General features: G+C 41.7%; 14 protein-coding genes and 2 pseudogenes. 6 read left to right on the forward strand and 10 right to left on the reverse strand.

Annotation, left to right across the window (positions count from 1 at the left end):
• The first annotated feature begins 1,482 nt into the window (after nt 1-1,482).
• Nucleotides 1,483-2,637, forward strand: a complete 1,155-nt coding sequence (locus V7K85_RS30430) for a pyridoxal-phosphate-dependent aminotransferase family protein (protein ID WP_334819492.1) — start codon at nt 1,483-1,485, stop codon at nt 2,635-2,637.
• Nucleotides 2,638-3,146: 509 nt separating this feature from the next.
• Here the strand turns inward: V7K85_RS30430 and V7K85_RS30435 are convergent.
• The 3 genes from V7K85_RS30435 to nblR all read right to left on the reverse strand — a co-directional run bounded on the left by V7K85_RS30435 (nt 3,147) and on the right by nblR (nt 5,225).
• On the reverse strand, nt 3,147-3,374 hold the full coding sequence (locus V7K85_RS30435) for a DUF2949 domain-containing protein (RefSeq protein WP_012410503.1): 228 nt from the start codon (nt 3,372-3,374) through the stop codon (nt 3,147-3,149).
• A gap of 509 nt (nt 3,375-3,883) precedes the next feature.
• Nucleotides 3,884-4,390, reverse strand: a complete 507-nt coding sequence (locus V7K85_RS30440) for a DUF192 domain-containing protein (protein WP_334819494.1) — start codon at nt 4,388-4,390, stop codon at nt 3,884-3,886.
• A gap of 148 nt (nt 4,391-4,538) precedes the next feature.
• On the reverse strand, nt 4,539-5,225 hold the full coding sequence (gene nblR, locus V7K85_RS30445; protein WP_334819496.1) for a response regulator transcription factor NblR: 687 nt from the start codon (nt 5,223-5,225) through the stop codon (nt 4,539-4,541).
• A 140-nt stretch (nt 5,226-5,365) separates the two neighbouring features.
• Here nblR and V7K85_RS30450 point away from each other — a divergent pair, with 140 nt between their 5' ends.
• Nucleotides 5,366-5,521, forward strand: a complete 156-nt coding sequence (locus tag V7K85_RS30450; RefSeq protein ID WP_334819498.1) for a hypothetical protein — start codon at nt 5,366-5,368, stop codon at nt 5,519-5,521.
• A gap of 14 nt (nt 5,522-5,535) precedes the next feature.
• On the opposite strand, the gene V7K85_RS30455 is transcribed toward V7K85_RS30450, so the two are convergent.
• The 3 genes from V7K85_RS30455 to petM all read right to left on the reverse strand — a co-directional run bounded on the left by V7K85_RS30455 (nt 5,536) and on the right by petM (nt 7,988).
• Entirely contained in the window at nt 5,536-6,453 is a 918-nt protein-coding gene (locus V7K85_RS30455) for an NAD(+) kinase (RefSeq protein WP_334819500.1), read from the reverse strand.
• Nucleotides 6,454-6,583: 130 nt separating this feature from the next.
• Complete coding sequence (locus V7K85_RS30460; RefSeq protein ID WP_334819502.1) at nt 6,584-7,582, reverse strand: SDR family oxidoreductase; 999 nt, start codon at nt 7,580-7,582, stop codon at nt 6,584-6,586.
• Nucleotides 7,583-7,883: 301 nt separating this feature from the next.
• Nucleotides 7,884-7,988 carry a cytochrome b6-f complex subunit PetM gene (petM, locus tag V7K85_RS30465; protein WP_109009093.1) on the reverse strand — a complete coding sequence of 35 codons (105 nt, stop codon included), beginning with the start codon at nt 7,986-7,988 and terminating at the stop codon, nt 7,884-7,886.
• Between the two features lie 206 nt (nt 7,989-8,194).
• Between petM and pdxA the strand changes: the two genes are divergently transcribed.
• Together pdxA and V7K85_RS30475 are read left to right on the forward strand one after the other, a co-directional pair.
• A complete protein-coding gene (gene pdxA / locus V7K85_RS30470; RefSeq protein ID WP_334819505.1) occupies nt 8,195-9,283 on the forward strand; it encodes a 4-hydroxythreonine-4-phosphate dehydrogenase PdxA in 1,089 nt (362 codons plus the stop codon).
• A 398-nt stretch (nt 9,284-9,681) separates the two neighbouring features.
• A complete protein-coding gene (locus V7K85_RS30475) occupies nt 9,682-10,170 on the forward strand; it encodes a hypothetical protein (protein ID WP_334819507.1) in 489 nt (162 codons plus the stop codon).
• 55 nt (nt 10,171-10,225) lie between these two features.
• On the opposite strand, the gene V7K85_RS30480 is transcribed toward V7K85_RS30475, so the two are convergent.
• The 3 genes from V7K85_RS30480 to V7K85_RS30490 all read right to left on the reverse strand — a co-directional run bounded on the left by V7K85_RS30480 (nt 10,226) and on the right by V7K85_RS30490 (nt 12,865).
• Nucleotides 10,226-11,212 carry a protein rep gene (locus tag V7K85_RS30480; protein ID WP_334819509.1) on the reverse strand — a complete coding sequence of 329 codons (987 nt, stop codon included), beginning with the start codon at nt 11,210-11,212 and terminating at the stop codon, nt 10,226-10,228.
• Nucleotides 11,213-11,360: 148 nt separating this feature from the next.
• Nucleotides 11,361-12,080, reverse strand: a complete 720-nt coding sequence (locus V7K85_RS30485; protein ID WP_334819511.1) for a response regulator transcription factor — start codon at nt 12,078-12,080, stop codon at nt 11,361-11,363.
• A gap of 659 nt (nt 12,081-12,739) precedes the next feature.
• Nucleotides 12,740-12,865: a hypothetical protein gene (locus tag V7K85_RS30490; RefSeq protein ID WP_334819513.1), complete on the reverse strand. Its 126-nt coding sequence runs from the start codon at nt 12,863-12,865 to the stop codon at nt 12,740-12,742.
• Between the two features lie 97 nt (nt 12,866-12,962).
• Here V7K85_RS30490 and V7K85_RS30495 point away from each other — a divergent pair.
• Nucleotides 12,963-13,109, forward strand: a pseudogene (locus tag V7K85_RS30495) (NACHT C-terminal helical domain 2-containing protein); the annotation flags it as partial.
• 382 nt (nt 13,110-13,491) lie between these two features.
• Nucleotides 13,492-13,938: pseudogene (locus tag V7K85_RS30500) on the forward strand (rhodanese-like domain-containing protein); the annotation flags it as partial.
• A gap of 641 nt (nt 13,939-14,579) precedes the next feature.
• On the opposite strand, the gene V7K85_RS30505 reads toward V7K85_RS30500, so the two are convergent.
• A complete protein-coding gene (locus tag V7K85_RS30505) occupies nt 14,580-15,209 on the reverse strand; it encodes a ribonuclease H-like domain-containing protein (RefSeq protein WP_334819517.1) in 630 nt (209 codons plus the stop codon).
• Nucleotides 15,210-15,366 lie beyond the last annotated feature (157 nt).

Consider the following 15,366-nt stretch of genomic DNA (forward strand, 5'->3'; position numbering starts at 1 on the left):
GACGTTGTGGTGATCAAGTCTGTATAATTTCTTTAATTGTGGCAGGCTTGCTACCTGTGAGACATTGGATAGCAGTCTGAATTAATATACCAATTGTAGGCTTTCTCGCTACTGTTGTTATTTCTTGTGCATTTCCAGAGCGTATATGGCGCGTCTTGCTAGTTTATCTGCTCCGCCTGGATGAGTCTTATAGGAGTCACTTTTTAATTCTTCTATAGGGATGTTAAAGCTATGAAACATCTGTTGCAAGAAGTATTGTAACAGTAGTTTCTTTCTTTGGTATATCTGTATTTAATAACATCTATATGAGCGTCCAGAGAGTAGGACTGTCTTATTTATACACGAAAAAGCGCTTGAGAGTTTTGCTCACTCAAGCGCTTTTTCGTAAAAGCTTATACCAACTCACTCGTTTGATGTAACATTTGAAATCTGCAACACTCCCCGATCTGGGAGTATTGCGGGGATAACTTGTGACAAACATGTGGTGAAATGGTATCACTCCTTGCACTAACTAAGAATATCTCTTTTACAAGAAAATCGGGGAGCTAGTGAGTGACAGTTTATGAACTGACCCTAGTTAAAAACGACTCACGATGAATGGTAACTAATAAGACTAAGCACGACTGTAGCAATTTTGTAAGTATAGTATAAAAACTTATAGTTTCTTAGCGTAGGCGTAGCCCGCCTTCTCTACGAGACGCTCCGCGAATGGCATCGCCTACCACTGAGTGCAGTTCCACAATGTGCAGCAATTAGTAGCATAAATATCTCAAATTCGACCGTAAATGCACTGTAAACTATTAGTAGAGAATCGCCATCAAGTAAGGCAGAGAAGGCTTGGATATTGGCATCGAAGCGATTTTGACTGCAATCAATTATGACCTCCTGAATGGATGGAGGTATTCTTTAGAGAATGCGAACTTAAGAACAAATCCTCGACCCAAGCAGATTGAAAAGTTTGGGTTGGGTATCTTCTATCTCTTCGCAAACAGTGACATGCAAGTCATCCGCATAGTGTAGGGAGTTACTTCCTTCGTTGAAGCAAAACACAGCTTTTTCACCGACGATTTCCGCGATATTCGAGAGGATTTTACGTGTTTCTATAAAAACAATAGAAGCGGATTATGGGTAAGATTTAAGAATTTATCATACCTGTGCCTAAAATTGTAAGAGTCTAGATAAATGCTTTACGCTAAGTTAAAATAGCCGCTCTCGTCCGAGCAGACGCCTTAACCCCGCGTCTAGGTGTGTGGTAAGATTGCCTGAAACAGAGGTTTCATCTGAGTTGGAGTCTCATATAAATTACAAAGGTGAAGCTGACCGATCATTAACTCCCACTCTAGTATTCCTATGGATTCGGAAAATATACAACAAGACTGGTGACAAACTGAGTGTAATTTGTAAATGAATATCTAGAATTTGCTACCAGACTGAACGAACTTCCCACAATTTTGACTTTTATTTGACTTTTAGGATAGACACATGAACGATAAGCTGATGCTGATGATTCCTGGGCCAACCCCGGTGCCAGAAGCGGCCTTACTGGCATTAGCCAAGCATCCGATTGGACACCGCACCAGTGAATTTAGCAACATATTGGCAGAGGTGACGGAAAACCTCAAGTGGCTACACCAAACTCAAAGTGATGTGCTGTCGTTGAATGTCAGCGGTACTGGTGCTGTAGAAGCTGGAATAATTAATTTTCTCTCTCCAGGCGATCGCATTTTGGTTGGTTCTAATGGTAAGTTTGGCGAACGCTGGGTAGAAATTGGTCAAGCCTACGGTTTAAATGTAGAAGAAGTTAAGGTGGAATGGGGAAAACCCTTAGACCCAGGAGTATTTGCCGAAAAACTCCAAGCAGATACCCAAAAGCAAATTAAAGCCGTAATCATCACCCACAGCGAAACCTCAACAGGTGTGTTGAATGACCTAGAAACCATCAACCACCACGTCAAAGAACACGGTGAAGCTTTAATTATCGTTGATGCCGTGACTAGTTTGGGTGCGTTCAATCTACCCGTAGATGCTTGGGGTTTGGATGTAGTCGCCTCCGGTTCCCAAAAAGCTTATATGATTCCGCCGGGATTGGGTTTTATTTGTGTCAGCCCGAAAGCTTGGGAAGCTTACAAAACTGCAAAGCTACCGAAATATTATTTGGACTTAGGCAAATATCGTAAAGCCACAGCCAAAAATACAACTCCATTTACTCCGCCTGTGAACTTGATCGTAGCGCTGCATACCACGTTGCGAATCATGAAAGAGGAAGGCTTGGAATCAATATTTGCTCGACACGAACGGCTCAAGAATGCTACCCGCGCTGCCATTCAAGGGTTGAATTTACCCTTGTTGGCGGCAGATAGTTCCGCCAGTCCGGCGATTACGGCTGTAGCACCGCAGGGAATTGAACCGGATAAGATTCGGTCTTTGATGAAAAAGCGCTTTGATATTGCCCTAGCAGGCGGTCAAGACCATTTGACTAACAAAATTTTCCGCATTGGTCACTTGGGTTTTGTGAGCGATCGCGATATCCTCAGCTGCATAGCATCTTTAGAAGTTACCCTAAGAGAACTTGGCTACGAAGACTTCACCCCTGGATCTGGTGTAGCAGCAGCAGTTAGAGTGTTTAGTCAGTCCTGAATACTGAGTCATGAGTGATGAGTATGATTTTTATTCATTACTCAGTTGTGATTATTCACCACTAAATCAAGAGAGCGAGTTAAATTATCAACTCGCTCTCTTGATTTATGTATATATGAGTTAGAAACCGCCAAAGACAAATTTCTTATATATCAACCTTTGCACAAGCTAGAGTGGATGTGACACGCCTAGATTCTCCTGAATCAGCTACTTATCAGCTACTCTTATTAATCTTGCATCCAATCAATAGCTAAGAGGCTAGTACCGCAAGGCGGAAGTCACTCATTCAAAAGTCACTTGTACTGAGCGTAGCCGTAAAGCCTGCGGCATAGCTACGCTTAAGGCGCAGCCTCTCGTAGAGAAGTAAAAGTCAAAAGTATTATGGAATGGGCTTTTTAGGGATTTTAAATGGTTGCTCTATTTACGCCGTGGCGTGCTAGCACGATTGGGTTTTCTCTCTAAGAGACGCGACGCGAACATTTTGAAATTTTGAATTTTGAATTTCTTAGCTATGCCGTCTCCAGCCAATCATAAATTTGTTCTAACTGCTCTAGAGTAATCAACCCATACTGCCAAAGAATCATTGCCAAAGGGCCTGGATCTTGTTCCCGATGCCGAAGCGCCACCGCCAGTGATGCTGTGGAAATTGCCAAATCTTCTTGCAAAAAATGAATCAGTCGAGAATATTTTGATGGTGACATTTGTATCTCACCTCCTTGTGCAGAATGTATTGTCATATATCAGTTCACTATTGCTCGGTAGCCAGTAGCCAGTATTTTATCTGTCACTGTGCCGTTATCGGCTATACACCCCAGCACAGGTTTTTTGATTTGCCTTCAAGAGAGACTTCTCATAAAGGTTCTGAAAAATAGAAATTTTCGTACAAATCATCTGCTCGATTCTCAAGCAGTATTTTTACCTAGTTAAATTGGCTCCATCTTGTTTACTTTTGCGCTTTATTTAATTACACATGTAGTAACAAAGATTCCATAGCCTATACTCTCTTATTGGCGACTATTTACACTAACGCCGAAGGGAATATTTTTGCAACCAAACCTTAAGACCGCGATTTCAGGTTGGAGACAGTAGAATTTTAGATTATTACCACAGTTTTTAAATAGTAGCGTTACAGATGAATTTTTACCACAATAGGTGACATTTTTTACAAAAAAAACATATATTTCGATAGTATAGGCTCTGAACAGAGCAACCATCCAAATCTTTATCCCCGCAAAGTACCGGAGCCTCAAAACTCAATTTTGACAATATCGCCCACTTTCAACTTCAATTCGGCAGCTCTTCCAGAGCGAAGTTCAATCACCTTATCGATTGGTGTATTGGGGCCATAGGTAGGACAAGGCTCACTAGCACAAGGAGGTGCAGCAGCCTGAATATATTTAACTACACCCTTATGTAGAAATACCATATCCAAGGCCACAGGTACATTCTTCATCCAGAACTGGACTGGTTGTGCTGAAGGAAACCCAAACAGCATCCCTCGGTCATCTGGCAACGCTGGTCGATACATCAACCCCATCGCTTGCTGTTCTTGGGTTTGCGCTACCTCTAACTGAATCGTTGTGCCATTAGGAACAATGGCTTTTGCAGAAATTGGTAGTGTTTGACCTAAACTCTCTGGTGCTGGAGTTTGAGAACCAGACATGAGGTTGGCAGGTTTAGCTGTTGTTGGCACAGAACAGCCCATCAGAAAAATACTCAGCAACATCGAGAGCAAACTTAGCCGACGAGTCATAATCATTTTCGATTTTGTAATTTAGATTTCAATTTTACAGTGTTGTCGGCAGAAACCGCTGGGGTGGGAGGCAGCAGCCCCCAAATGTGCATTCCCAGTGTGAGCTCTTAACGAGGTAACGAGGTAGGCAAACTGACGCCACAGTGTACTAGGATTCTCTTAAAACGTACCCTACGCCTCGCACTGTCTGAATGAGGCGCTTTTGACCTTCATCTTCAATTTTTAACCGCAAGTAACGGATGTACACTTCAATTACATTCGACTCACCCAGAAAGTCGTAACCCCAAACATTTTCCAGAATTTGTTCGCGGGTTAACACCTCACGAGGATGTTCCATTAAGAATTTTAATAGTTCAAATTCTTTCATTGTTAAATCAATTGCCCGTCCGTTGTGTATGGCACGGCGAGTTGCTATGTCTAAAATTAAATCCCCAAAGCGTAACTGCTCCGTGGTATCCACATCGGGTTTTAAGTAGAGGCGAATCAACTTCAAAAAGTCTTCCGAGCGGTAAGGCTTGAGGATGTAATCATCCGCTCCAGCTTCTAGACAAGCTACACGATCATCGACTGTATCCCTTGCCATTAAAATTAACACAGGCGATCGCATCCCAGTGCTTCTGAGATTTTTGCACAATGAGAGTCCTGATTCTCCAGCTAGCATCCGGTCTAAAACAATTAAAGCAGGCTGGCGATCGCGACAGTGTTGCAAACCACTTGTCGCATCATGAGCCAAAATTGATTCGTAGCCGGCTTCTAGCAAATCGCAAGAAAGCTGATTTGCTAGGCTCTCATCGGTTTCAATCACCAAAACACAGGGACTTTGAGCAACTGTCATAACAATTTGGGATATTGGATTTGGGATTGTAAAGATATTCCAGTGAAAATCTTTACATCAGTTAAAAGCGCAATTAAGAGTTTATAGTGATGGAGCAATCCTGATTTGACACGCTGCTAAGGATGTTTTAGCACGTTCAGGTGTCAGCCATCGAATTCTCCGATGCAATCTTAATAACTAACTCCAAATACCATCCCTACACCAGTAATTCTGGAAAGAAATCACCAGATTGGGAAGAAGGGCAAGGGGCAGGGGAGGCAGGGGAAGAGAAAAAACTAATGATTCCCAACTCCTAACTCCTGACTCCTGACTACGGCAATTCTACAGAAGTTGGTTTAGCGATATGTGGCAAACCCCAACCTAATTTTTCTCGCAAAATTCGGAAAAACTCTGGCGGTTGCAGGCGAATAAATCGGACACTATATTGCGATCGCTCCATATATACTCGATCTTCTGGTAGGATATAGCACCCACCATTGCCATCTACTACCATCACCAGCCGAGGAATATTGACTGGGTAGATGTTGACCGATTCAGTATCTGGAAATACCAATGCTCTAGAAGCTAAAGAATGAGGACAAATGGGTACTAGCTGTAAAGCAGGTACGCCAGGAGTCACCACTGGCCCACCAGCACTCAATGAGTAAGCTGTGGAACCAGTAGGCGTAGAAACAATTACACCATCCGCCGCAATATCTACTGGCGCATGACGCCCTATGGCAATTTCAAAATGGCACATAGAGGTCAAAGGTTCCCGGTGCAGCACCATTTCATTCAAGCACAGAGCTTCCCACAGCACTGAATCTCCCCGAAACACTTTAACGGTGAGCATGGCTCGTTCTTCAATTTCATACTTACCCGCCATCACCTGTTCTAGTGCTTGGGGCAATTGATTCAGGAAAGTTTCTGTCAAAAATCCCATGTGGCCGGTATTCACTGTTAGCAGTGGAATACCACAGGGTGCTACTTGACGAGACGCTGCTAAAACAGTGCCGTCTCCCCCTAATACCACTGCAAACTCCATATCTGAGTCAAAACCAGGGGGTGTCAGACCATCAATGGGGGTGTGGCACACAGGACTCTCCGGGTTAGAGTAGCCCAGTATCCCACCGATACTCGATGTGATACACACATCCCAACCGGCAGCGGTTAGCTTGTCTTTCAACTCGATAGCGACACGGCCCGCTATCGGTTTAACGTCATTGTAGATAATGCCTGCTTTCGGCACACTCAAATATCCAAGTTTAGGCGATGCTCTGTATTATGTAATCCTTACACATTTTTGGTCATGTAGTCATTAATCTAGAGTCAAATATCCAGAGTCTAGAGTTTTACCACTAATGTCTATTTTCTAATGACTATTGACTATTGACTTTTGAAGACTGTTTAAAAGGAGTTTTTTTAGGTTTCTGCTTTTTATTTTTATTTTTCTGGTAGTCTACCTCTTTGAGCTTCTTCATTATTCGGCTGAAGTACTCTTGTAGATAGCTTTCTAGCGTTGTGGTTTGTTGCTGATCTAAACCAAAAACTGTGTATACTTCATCCATTGAAGCATTTAACTGTTTACCACTAGCTAAGACTTCTGTAAACGCTAGCCTGTCCGCTACGTTCCATCCCCACTGAAAGAACCGCATTAAGCCCCGCACGGCACGCAGTAAGTTTATGGGCATCCGCGTTACCCTGGCGTCTTTTCCAGATAAGCGTTCGCACAGGTTGATGATTTCCTCTGCACTCCATGCACGAGTACCGACTACAGGAAAAGCTTGGTTTTCCGTTTCGGGTACACTCAATGCTCGGATAGCAAACTTAGCAATGTCCTGAGTGTCCATATAGGCTATGGGAGAAGAATTGCCAGTCACCCAAACTGGCTGCGCTTCCAAAATCGGAATCCCATACTGACTAATTAATCCTTGCATAAACCCAGCTAGCCGCAAGATGGTGTAATTCAAGCCAGATTCAGCCAAGAAGATTTCTGTACACCGCTTAATTTCCATTAGCGGCACTTGTGGGTATTTATCAGCATCTAAAATCGAAAAGAAGATAAAACGCTCTACACCTGCTGCTTTTGCTGCTTGAATCAATGCTACTTTGCCGTCCCAGTCCACTTGTTTGATACTCAGTGAATCTGTAGGGCGAGATGTTGACGCATCAATAACTTGGGTTACACCTTCTAATGCTTCCGCTAGGCTTTCGGGGTAACGCAAATTTCCCGGTACGAGTTCTGCACCCCATTCTTTGAGAAAAGCTGCTTTTTTACTACTCCGAACAAGACAGCGTACTTTATACCCCTCATCGATTGCACGACGAGCCACTTGTCTTCCTAAGGTGCCAGTGGCACCGACGATTAATAATGTCATGAGGGTTGTAATAAATTTTAATGTTTTATGAAAAGAATGTTATCAGAATAACCTATGCAAACAAAAGTTTACATCTTTTCTCAGAAAATCAATTTATCTGGATAGACTTATGGGAAAATGGCTGTCCGGTAACCGGACAAGCTTTTTTCCCAGTTAGCGAAAAGTATGAGCGCTTGCTTGGGGCGTTCAGAACTTTTTGATGAAAAAGGAATGGAGAGTGGGGATTGGGGAATGGAGATTGGGGAGAATAATAACTCTTAACTCCTAACTCCTAACTTTTAACTCCTAACTCAGCACTCAATTATTCTTCTCCACCTTGAATTTTCAGTAACAAAGCACCTAAGCCCCAGCCCACGAAGATTAAACCGAAGGACAATAGAGCTGCATTCAAAATTTCGCCGCCCATTGGTGTGATTCTCCTTATGCAAAGTGGTGTGTAAACTAGGTCTACCAGAAGCTTTTCAATGGTTGCTGTAGGATTAGACCTGTGTAAATAATTTTAAACTAGTTTAGCAGGTAATCCCTACTGGTTTAGGAGGCAATCCCTACTGTTGAGAGAAGGGAGATCGGGAAATTAGGGAAAATTGATAATAATAATTATGAAGAGATTTTATGTATCAAAATAATCAAAGTAATTTAGTAAGTTTTTGCAAAGAGAATCATCCGCGTTTGGCGCTGACGCTGGGAGATCCGGCGGGGATTGGGCCGGAGGTGATTTTGAAAGCTTTAGCAGATCCGGAAATTAGTCAAAAATATGACGTTACAGTTGTGGGTAACCGGGATTTGCTGGCACAGATTTATCGCAAACTGAATTTAACTGGAAATTTAGCACCTTTGGTAAATCCAGAGGAGTTGTCAGTCAGCGATGTGCTGTTGGATGGGGAAATTAAAGGTGAAATCATCCCAGGAAAAGGTAATGCAGCAAGTGGTGCAGCTAGTTTTGCGTATATGGAATATGCGATCGCTCAAACACTCGCTGGTAAATTTGATGGTATTGTCACCGGACCGATCGCTAAATCTGCTTGGAAAGCCGCAGGGTATAATTATCCAGGGCAAACGGAACTTTTGGCACAAAAATCAGGTGTTGACCGTTTTGGGATGTTATTTGTGGCGCGATCGCCCCATACTGGTTGGACACTCCGCGCTTTACTTGCTACCACACATATTCCCCTAAGTCAAGTAGCTGAGACATTAACACCGCAGTTATTGACACAGAAATTGGATTTGCTAGTGGAGTGTTTGGAGAAAGATTTTGGTATAGATAGAGGGAGAATTGCGATCGCAGGTTTAAATCCCCACAGTGGCGAACAGGGACAACTTGGACATGAAGAACAGGATTGGCTAATTGCCTGGTTAGAGCAAGAGCGGCAAAACCGTCCACAATTGCAACTAGATGGGCCGATACCGCCAGATACGATGTGGGTTAAGCCTGGTCAAGCTTGGTATGGAAATTCTTTAGTACAAAATCCAGCTGATGCCTACTTGGCACTTTACCACGACCAAGGCTTAATTCCTGTGAAGCTGATGGCGTTTGATCGGGCAGTTAATACTTCTATTGGTCTTCCTTTCGTTCGGACTTCACCCGATCATGGAACAGCGTTTGATATTGCGGGTAAAGGAATTGCTGATGCTACGAGTATGAAAGCAGCAATACATTTAGCGGCTGAGTTGGTTAGTCGAAGATTGGCTAATAAAAATTAATTTTATAACTTAATTATCGAAGATATTTCCTAGTTTAAAGTAAAGGCAATTTATAAATGCCAGCCATCCGTTTTTCGGGCGACTGGTATTTATTGTTTTGTGCTTTTTGGCTCATAGGAAACATAGGCTAACGCCTAAGAATTGTGAAGGATGCATTGATCTACTCGCTTAATTGTAGAACTTCTTTTTTACTATCTCTGAATTGCAATGAAATAAAGAGTTTTACTCTAATAGTCGTGATGTCAATACGCTTTTAAATATTTTTTCTTCTCAATAAAGAGTTGTACTCCAATAGTCATGGTGTCAATACGTCTTTAAATATTTTTTCCTTAACGCTTCGCGCGAAGGGAAGGTGTAATTAGTTGGATTTTCAAAGTTTAAAATTTTAGGAGCTAATAATGAATTTAGTTGAAACTAAAACTATTGGATACGTTCGTCGTGATTTTCAAAGTCTTTATGACTGGTGTAATCATCAATTTAGCATGAAGTCAATGGTTTCTAGTCGGGTTGCTTTTGATCGAACTCACAAATGGTTTGGATATGAGGTAATACTATTGCCTAATGCGGTAATTAAGAAAGGACATTGGGATGCGAGGGTTAATCGACTTGGCGATCGCATTTTTCCAGGATGGAATTGTGCCTTACTCTGCCATTATCGTCCAGGTGGTGGCATGAAAGAACACTGTGACCACTCTGTTTTTGAACCTCTAGTAGTATTAGTCAATATTGGACGTGCTACTTTGTGCATCGATAATCAGGAACATCACCTTGAAGATGGTCAGGTTATCAAGTTTGATTCTAGTATTCCCCATGAACTACTTCCGGTTGTATCTGAACGCTGGTCTTTATCCTTTCGCCGGATTAAGCCACAGCATCTACGGTTCTAAATTTATGTAATCTCTTTCCTGTAAGGATTATGGGGCTGTTCTTATATCGCTGATGTCACTCTATATTAAATCTTTGTAACTTGCGCTCCCATCGGAAATACAAACTTTCTCTATCCACCTCATCTATCTCTTCACTTTCATTAATGAGGTCTTGGTTTTTCTCCTCTAATTCCCGCATATACTGTTTGAGTATACCCCCAACAGCGATCGCTCTAGTTTTATGCAGTTGACGGGTTAACTCTAAAAACCATTCTTTATCACCCACTAAATCTGACTCTTTCACATGATATTTGAGAATTTCTGGGATGAGTAGTGAAGGGTTATGATGTTTTGCAATCGCGCTAATATGAACAACAGGCTGGTAATCAATCCGTAAGCACTGCTGCCACAACGCTACCCATTTGGCATGAGAAAGATAGCCATGACTAAAATACGAAGGCGGTACCATTGCCAAAATATGTAAATGCGGGTGTGCTGAGACTCCATCTTTACTTTTAGTTACTTCTGTGGACTTCACCCAACCTTTTGCAGGCCATGCCTTCAATTCAGTGAATCGCTTAAAAGCTTTATTTATCGAATCCAAGTTTTCCTTGAGTTCTTTAATTTGACAATTCTTTACAGTCAAAGTAATAAATAGCCAACGGTGCTTGGGGTAATCAGTAACAACCTGTGGGATAATTTTGTAAGCCCTTGCTTTCCACATGAGCGATCGCCGCCACTGACAAACTGGACAGTGACGAACCCGACAGAATCGGGCATCTAATAGCTTTAACTTGAGAATACCTTCCGATTTATCTGGCACTAATTGAAATTCCAGCAACTCGGAACAGATTCTCATCCGCCAAGCATACTGCTGAAAATAATCTTCCTCTGCTTTGGCGTAATAATGCAAGACTTTATCAGTATTAGCTCTGTGCTTGTCCCAAATTTTACCTATAGGCGAAACTTCGGATAAGCTCTGTACATTTTGATGTTGTTGGAACTTATCTTGAGACGATATATTAAAAGCAATAAAGTTACTGTCTGAGGCTTGAGCAGACACGAAATCACCAAATCAGTTTGTATCAACGTCCCAAATTAACGCAAGTTATCCGGTCAAGCCTCAGTAAAAGTATTTAAGTAAGCAATAAGACTAATGCTGACTTGTTTGAGTCATTCATTATTATGAAGTACTCCTGAAATCGTGAAGCTCAGAAATTAGTATTTTCGTCGGGCGCTTCAAACTTGTAACCATAGCCCCGCACAGTTTTAATAAACTCCGGTATGCTGGGATCGACTTCCATCTTCTTGCGAAGCTGACCAATATGCACATCAACCACGCGGCCATCTCCTACGTAGTCGCAACCCCAGATTTTTTGGATTAGCTGTGGGCGACTCCAGGCCTGATTAGGATGACTTGCCAAAAAATGTAAGATATTAAATTCCAGCGCTGTTAAGGCGAGAGTTTTATCGTTAAGTGTTACCTCCCGACCCTCTGGATTAATTGCTAGCTGCTTGAAGACAATACGTTGTGTTGGGGAGGGGTTGATGTAGCGTATCCGTCTCAAAAGAGCTTCTACTCTAACTTCAACTTCTGCAAGACTAAATGGTTTAGTCATGAAATCATCAGCACCTGCGCTTAAGATTTTAATTTTATCAGCCTCGTCAGTCCTACTAGTCAGTATCAGCACTAAAACATTAGTACGACTCTGCATTTCTTGGCACAGGCTATAACCATTAACATCCGGCAAATTCCAATCCAGAATCACTAAAGCTGGGTTGAATTGCTCAAACAACGATAAGGCAGTCTTACCATCTGCTGCCGACTCTATTTGATATTTCCGACTTAAAAAACGATAGACGAGATTTCGGACGCCGAAGTCATCATCGACGATCATAATTTTGGGAGTAGTAGCGGTAACTATAACCATAATGCTGCCTATTGTAGATTGGGCGATTCGCTGATTCGCTGTTGCGCCACTTTTGCTTTACGTGTTTCTGTTGAGAGTACATTCACGCGCGTCTCTACTGAGTACGATCGCTACTGTAGTACTTGTGTACAATTAATTTCCCATGAAGTTTATGAAAACTTCAGCCATCGTAATGCCGATAAAATGTATAAGTATTGTATGATTTTTGTATAATTTTGAATTTTTATTGTATAATTTAAACCTTCTTAACTTAGGATAAGTGTAATTGAAAACCATCTCCGTAATCGCAAATAGTCCAAAGACACATTCAGAAGCGATGGCAATTGCTACAACTTTAAAAGAGCAATGCCCTCCCTGATTAATTAGGTCTCTACAAAGGCTCACAAACTAATTTATTAGCCAATCTAGATTCTAGACTCCTACCGACTCAACTGTACTCTAGCCAACGGGTATGCTCTCTTGAAGAAGGTCTACGAAAATCTACCCTGGTGCATTTACATGTAGCTACCCTCTTAAGCATATATTATACTACAAGTTTCAGTCTGAGACTATGACAAGCCAAGGACTAAGAGCATCACCAGAAGGCATTAAGGCAGCAAAAACAGCTTTAACAGAAGAGAAAACTTGGAGTTAGCATAAATTAGCAACAGCTTTAGCCATTACACATCAAGCAGTTTCCAAATTTTTTGCAGGTGAGTCGGTTTCACGCTGTTGTTTTGTGTAAATTTGCCAACAGCTAGGGTTATCTTGGCAAAAGGTTGCTGGCTTACCTGAAGATGTGGCATTTGAGGCAACTCCTAACTCGATACACTAGTACGGGAAGTGCGTCAAAATTAGGGACTGGTGGCAAGCTAAGGTAAAGCCTAGAGTGAACAATTAAGAAATATGCTGATTAAGTATCGCAATATTGGTTACGACTGGCAGTTCAACGAACAGCAAAAAGAATTGCTTCAGCAATATTACGATGTCAAGAAATTGCTGAAAAATTATCTCAATAGTGCTGCTTGTGTCACTCCAATAGTGCGGTAAGAGATTGAAGAGACGTTATTATTAGCGAGCGCAGATATTGAAAAGGTAGGCAATTCCTGTACTAATCGCTGAATATTTTGAATTTTTAGACGATTTTTGATTAATTAGGTAGTAAATTTAATCAATTTAAATTTAATGATAATGTGTCTTAATAATTAAAGGTGAAAAATCTAAACTTTAAATATGTTTAATTAAATTCATACAAACAGCTGCCTTCCAGTAGTCTAAGTTGACTGTATTTGCAATGGATTAAATGGTAGAAAATATTTAGATTACCCACTCTATCTCAGGAGATATTTTTAGTAAATTCATCCCAGAGAAAGAGAAATTAAATATGTTTAGTCCGTTAAATTGCTTTTAATATCGTTACTAAGGAATAATTATGACTAACAATTTAGCAGGCGGCATCATTCCCCCACAGCCACCAATAGAAGCAGAATCTGATGCTCACGTTTTGAAGACTCGTTTAGAATGGGGCGAACCAGCTTTTACAATACTTGATGTGCGCGATCGCCCTACCTTCAACCAAGGTCACATTATGGGAGCGATGCCGATGCCAATAGATGAATTGGTAAAGCGTGCAGTACCTTCTTTGGATAAGAGCCGTGATATTTACGTTTACGGTGCTAATGAAGAAGAATCTGCCCAAGCCGCACAACAACTACGTTCTAATGGATTTGAGCATGTCTCCCAACTCAAAGGTGGTCTTGCTGCCTGGAAGGACATCGGTGGCCCAACAGAAGGGATTGTTGAATCAAAAACTCCTCCAGGTGCAGATGACTACAATATCGTAGATCGGCTAAAAAATAATCAAGAGCTTCAGCAAAAGGGAGGCACTAGCCCGACGGAAGCCATTAAAAAGGGAGCCAGTAACCTCAAAGAAGGCATTCAAGAGGGAGCCACTAATCTAAAGGAAAGTATTCAAGAAAAAGCCGGTAACTTGAAGGAAGGCATTCAAGAGAAAGCCAGTGACGTCAAGGAGAAAGCCAGTGACGTCAAGCAAGACATTCAAGAGAAAGCCAGTGACGTCAAGCAAGACATTCAAGAGAAAGCCAGTGACGTCAAGGAGAAAGCCAGTGATGTCAAGCAAGGCATTCAAGAGAAAGCCAGTGACGTCAAGCAAGACATTTAGTGAATCTAGAACTCCTAAAGGTTCAGATGATTCCAATGGTAGCTCTTAGGCATAAAATAACTTAGTAAATCAGCGATAGACTTCTTGCAAAATATCAATTTCTCGTGAGGAAATAAGTCTGAATTCACAGAGCACTCTGAGATGCGGCTTTAGCCATTCCCCGTACCCCTACGAGGAATCAAGCTACGTGATAGCGTCCAGGAGAAGGAGTTACCGTTCGCCCTTGGCGTTGAACATAAGAAAAGGCGTGTGAGAAGTTTGAATCAGGAGACAAAATATTCTACCTCCAGAGGCTTTTCCTCTAGAAATATAACTTTTGCAAGAGGTTTACTGTTTTATCAGTGTTCAAACAAATCTTTAAATTGCAACAAATCCAAGGAAACTATTGTTGGCAGAAATTCAAAACATTCTTGAGCAATTTCCCAACGTTCTTCTCGTTTGAGCATTTCTATTAACTTCTGCTGCACACTAAGTAAGTAGCGCACATCATTGGCAGCATAACTCAATTGAGCTTCAGATAAACTAGCGGCATTACCCCAATCAGAACTTTGAGAGCTTTTATCCAGTTCCACTTGTTCTAACTCTTGCACCACATCTTTGAGTCTGTGGCGATTTGTGTAAGTACGGGCTAACTTACTAGCAATTTTGGTGCAAAAAACAGGCTGAACCTGAATCCCCAGATTGGCTCGTAAAGTGGCAAGGTCAAAGCGAGCAAAGTGAAACACTTTTACGACATTTGCCGCTTCCAAGAGTTTTTTTAAGTTTGGAGCATTAGCTTGTCCTTTGGCTATACGGATTGCAGTCACTTTTCCTTCTAGATTGCACAGCTGGACAAGACACAAGCGATCGCGCTGTGGCAATAATCCCATCGTTTCTGTATCAACTGCGATCGCCCTAGATTCTAAATACTGTCCAAGGACTGCCTCACTAAGGTCGCGATCGCTCACCTGAAAATCTTGTAATGTCATCTTCCCTCTTTATGATCAATGAAAGACTGCAAGTATATCAAAGCAATCACACGATGCACTGCACTTTGTTCGTTACAATTCTAAAATTGAGATAAAAAAGTACAAAAAAAACGGGTTTCTATTAAGTGTAAAGTACTTGGAAAGGCGTAAAAATAAT

The sequence above is a fragment of the Nostoc sp. genome (genome assembly GCF_036917615.1).
In the GTDB taxonomy this organism is placed as follows: domain Bacteria; phylum Cyanobacteriota; class Cyanobacteriia; order Cyanobacteriales; family Nostocaceae; genus Nostoc.

Excerpts from the sequence above, each read along its gene's own strand:
- V7K85_RS30440 (WP_334819494.1), bottom strand. The coding sequence starts at position 4,390 with ATGACTCGTCGGCTAAGTTTGCTCTCGATGTTGCTGAGTATTTTTCTG.
- V7K85_RS30435 (WP_012410503.1), bottom strand. The coding sequence starts at position 3,374 with ATGACAATACATTCTGCACAAGGAGGTGAGATACAAATGTCACCATCA.
- petM (WP_109009093.1), bottom strand. The coding sequence starts at position 7,988 with ATGGGCGGCGAAATTTTGAATGCAGCTCTATTGTCCTTCGGTTTAATC.
- V7K85_RS30485 (WP_334819511.1), bottom strand. The coding sequence starts at position 12,080 with ATGGTTATAGTTACCGCTACTACTCCCAAAATTATGATCGTCGATGAT.
- V7K85_RS30460 (WP_334819502.1), bottom strand. The coding sequence starts at position 7,582 with ATGACATTATTAATCGTCGGTGCCACTGGCACCTTAGGAAGACAAGTG.
- nblR (WP_334819496.1), bottom strand. The coding sequence starts at position 5,225 with ATGACAGTTGCTCAAAGTCCCTGTGTTTTGGTGATTGAAACCGATGAG.
- pdxA (WP_334819505.1), top strand. The coding sequence starts at position 8,195 with ATGTATCAAAATAATCAAAGTAATTTAGTAAGTTTTTGCAAAGAGAAT.
- V7K85_RS30490 (WP_334819513.1), bottom strand. The coding sequence starts at position 12,865 with ATGCCACATCTTCAGGTAAGCCAGCAACCTTTTGCCAAGATAACCCTA.
- V7K85_RS30505 (WP_334819517.1), bottom strand. The coding sequence starts at position 15,209 with ATGACATTACAAGATTTTCAGGTGAGCGATCGCGACCTTAGTGAGGCA.
- V7K85_RS30430 (WP_334819492.1), top strand. The coding sequence starts at position 1,483 with ATGAACGATAAGCTGATGCTGATGATTCCTGGGCCAACCCCGGTGCCA.
- V7K85_RS30475 (WP_334819507.1), top strand. The coding sequence starts at position 9,682 with ATGAATTTAGTTGAAACTAAAACTATTGGATACGTTCGTCGTGATTTT.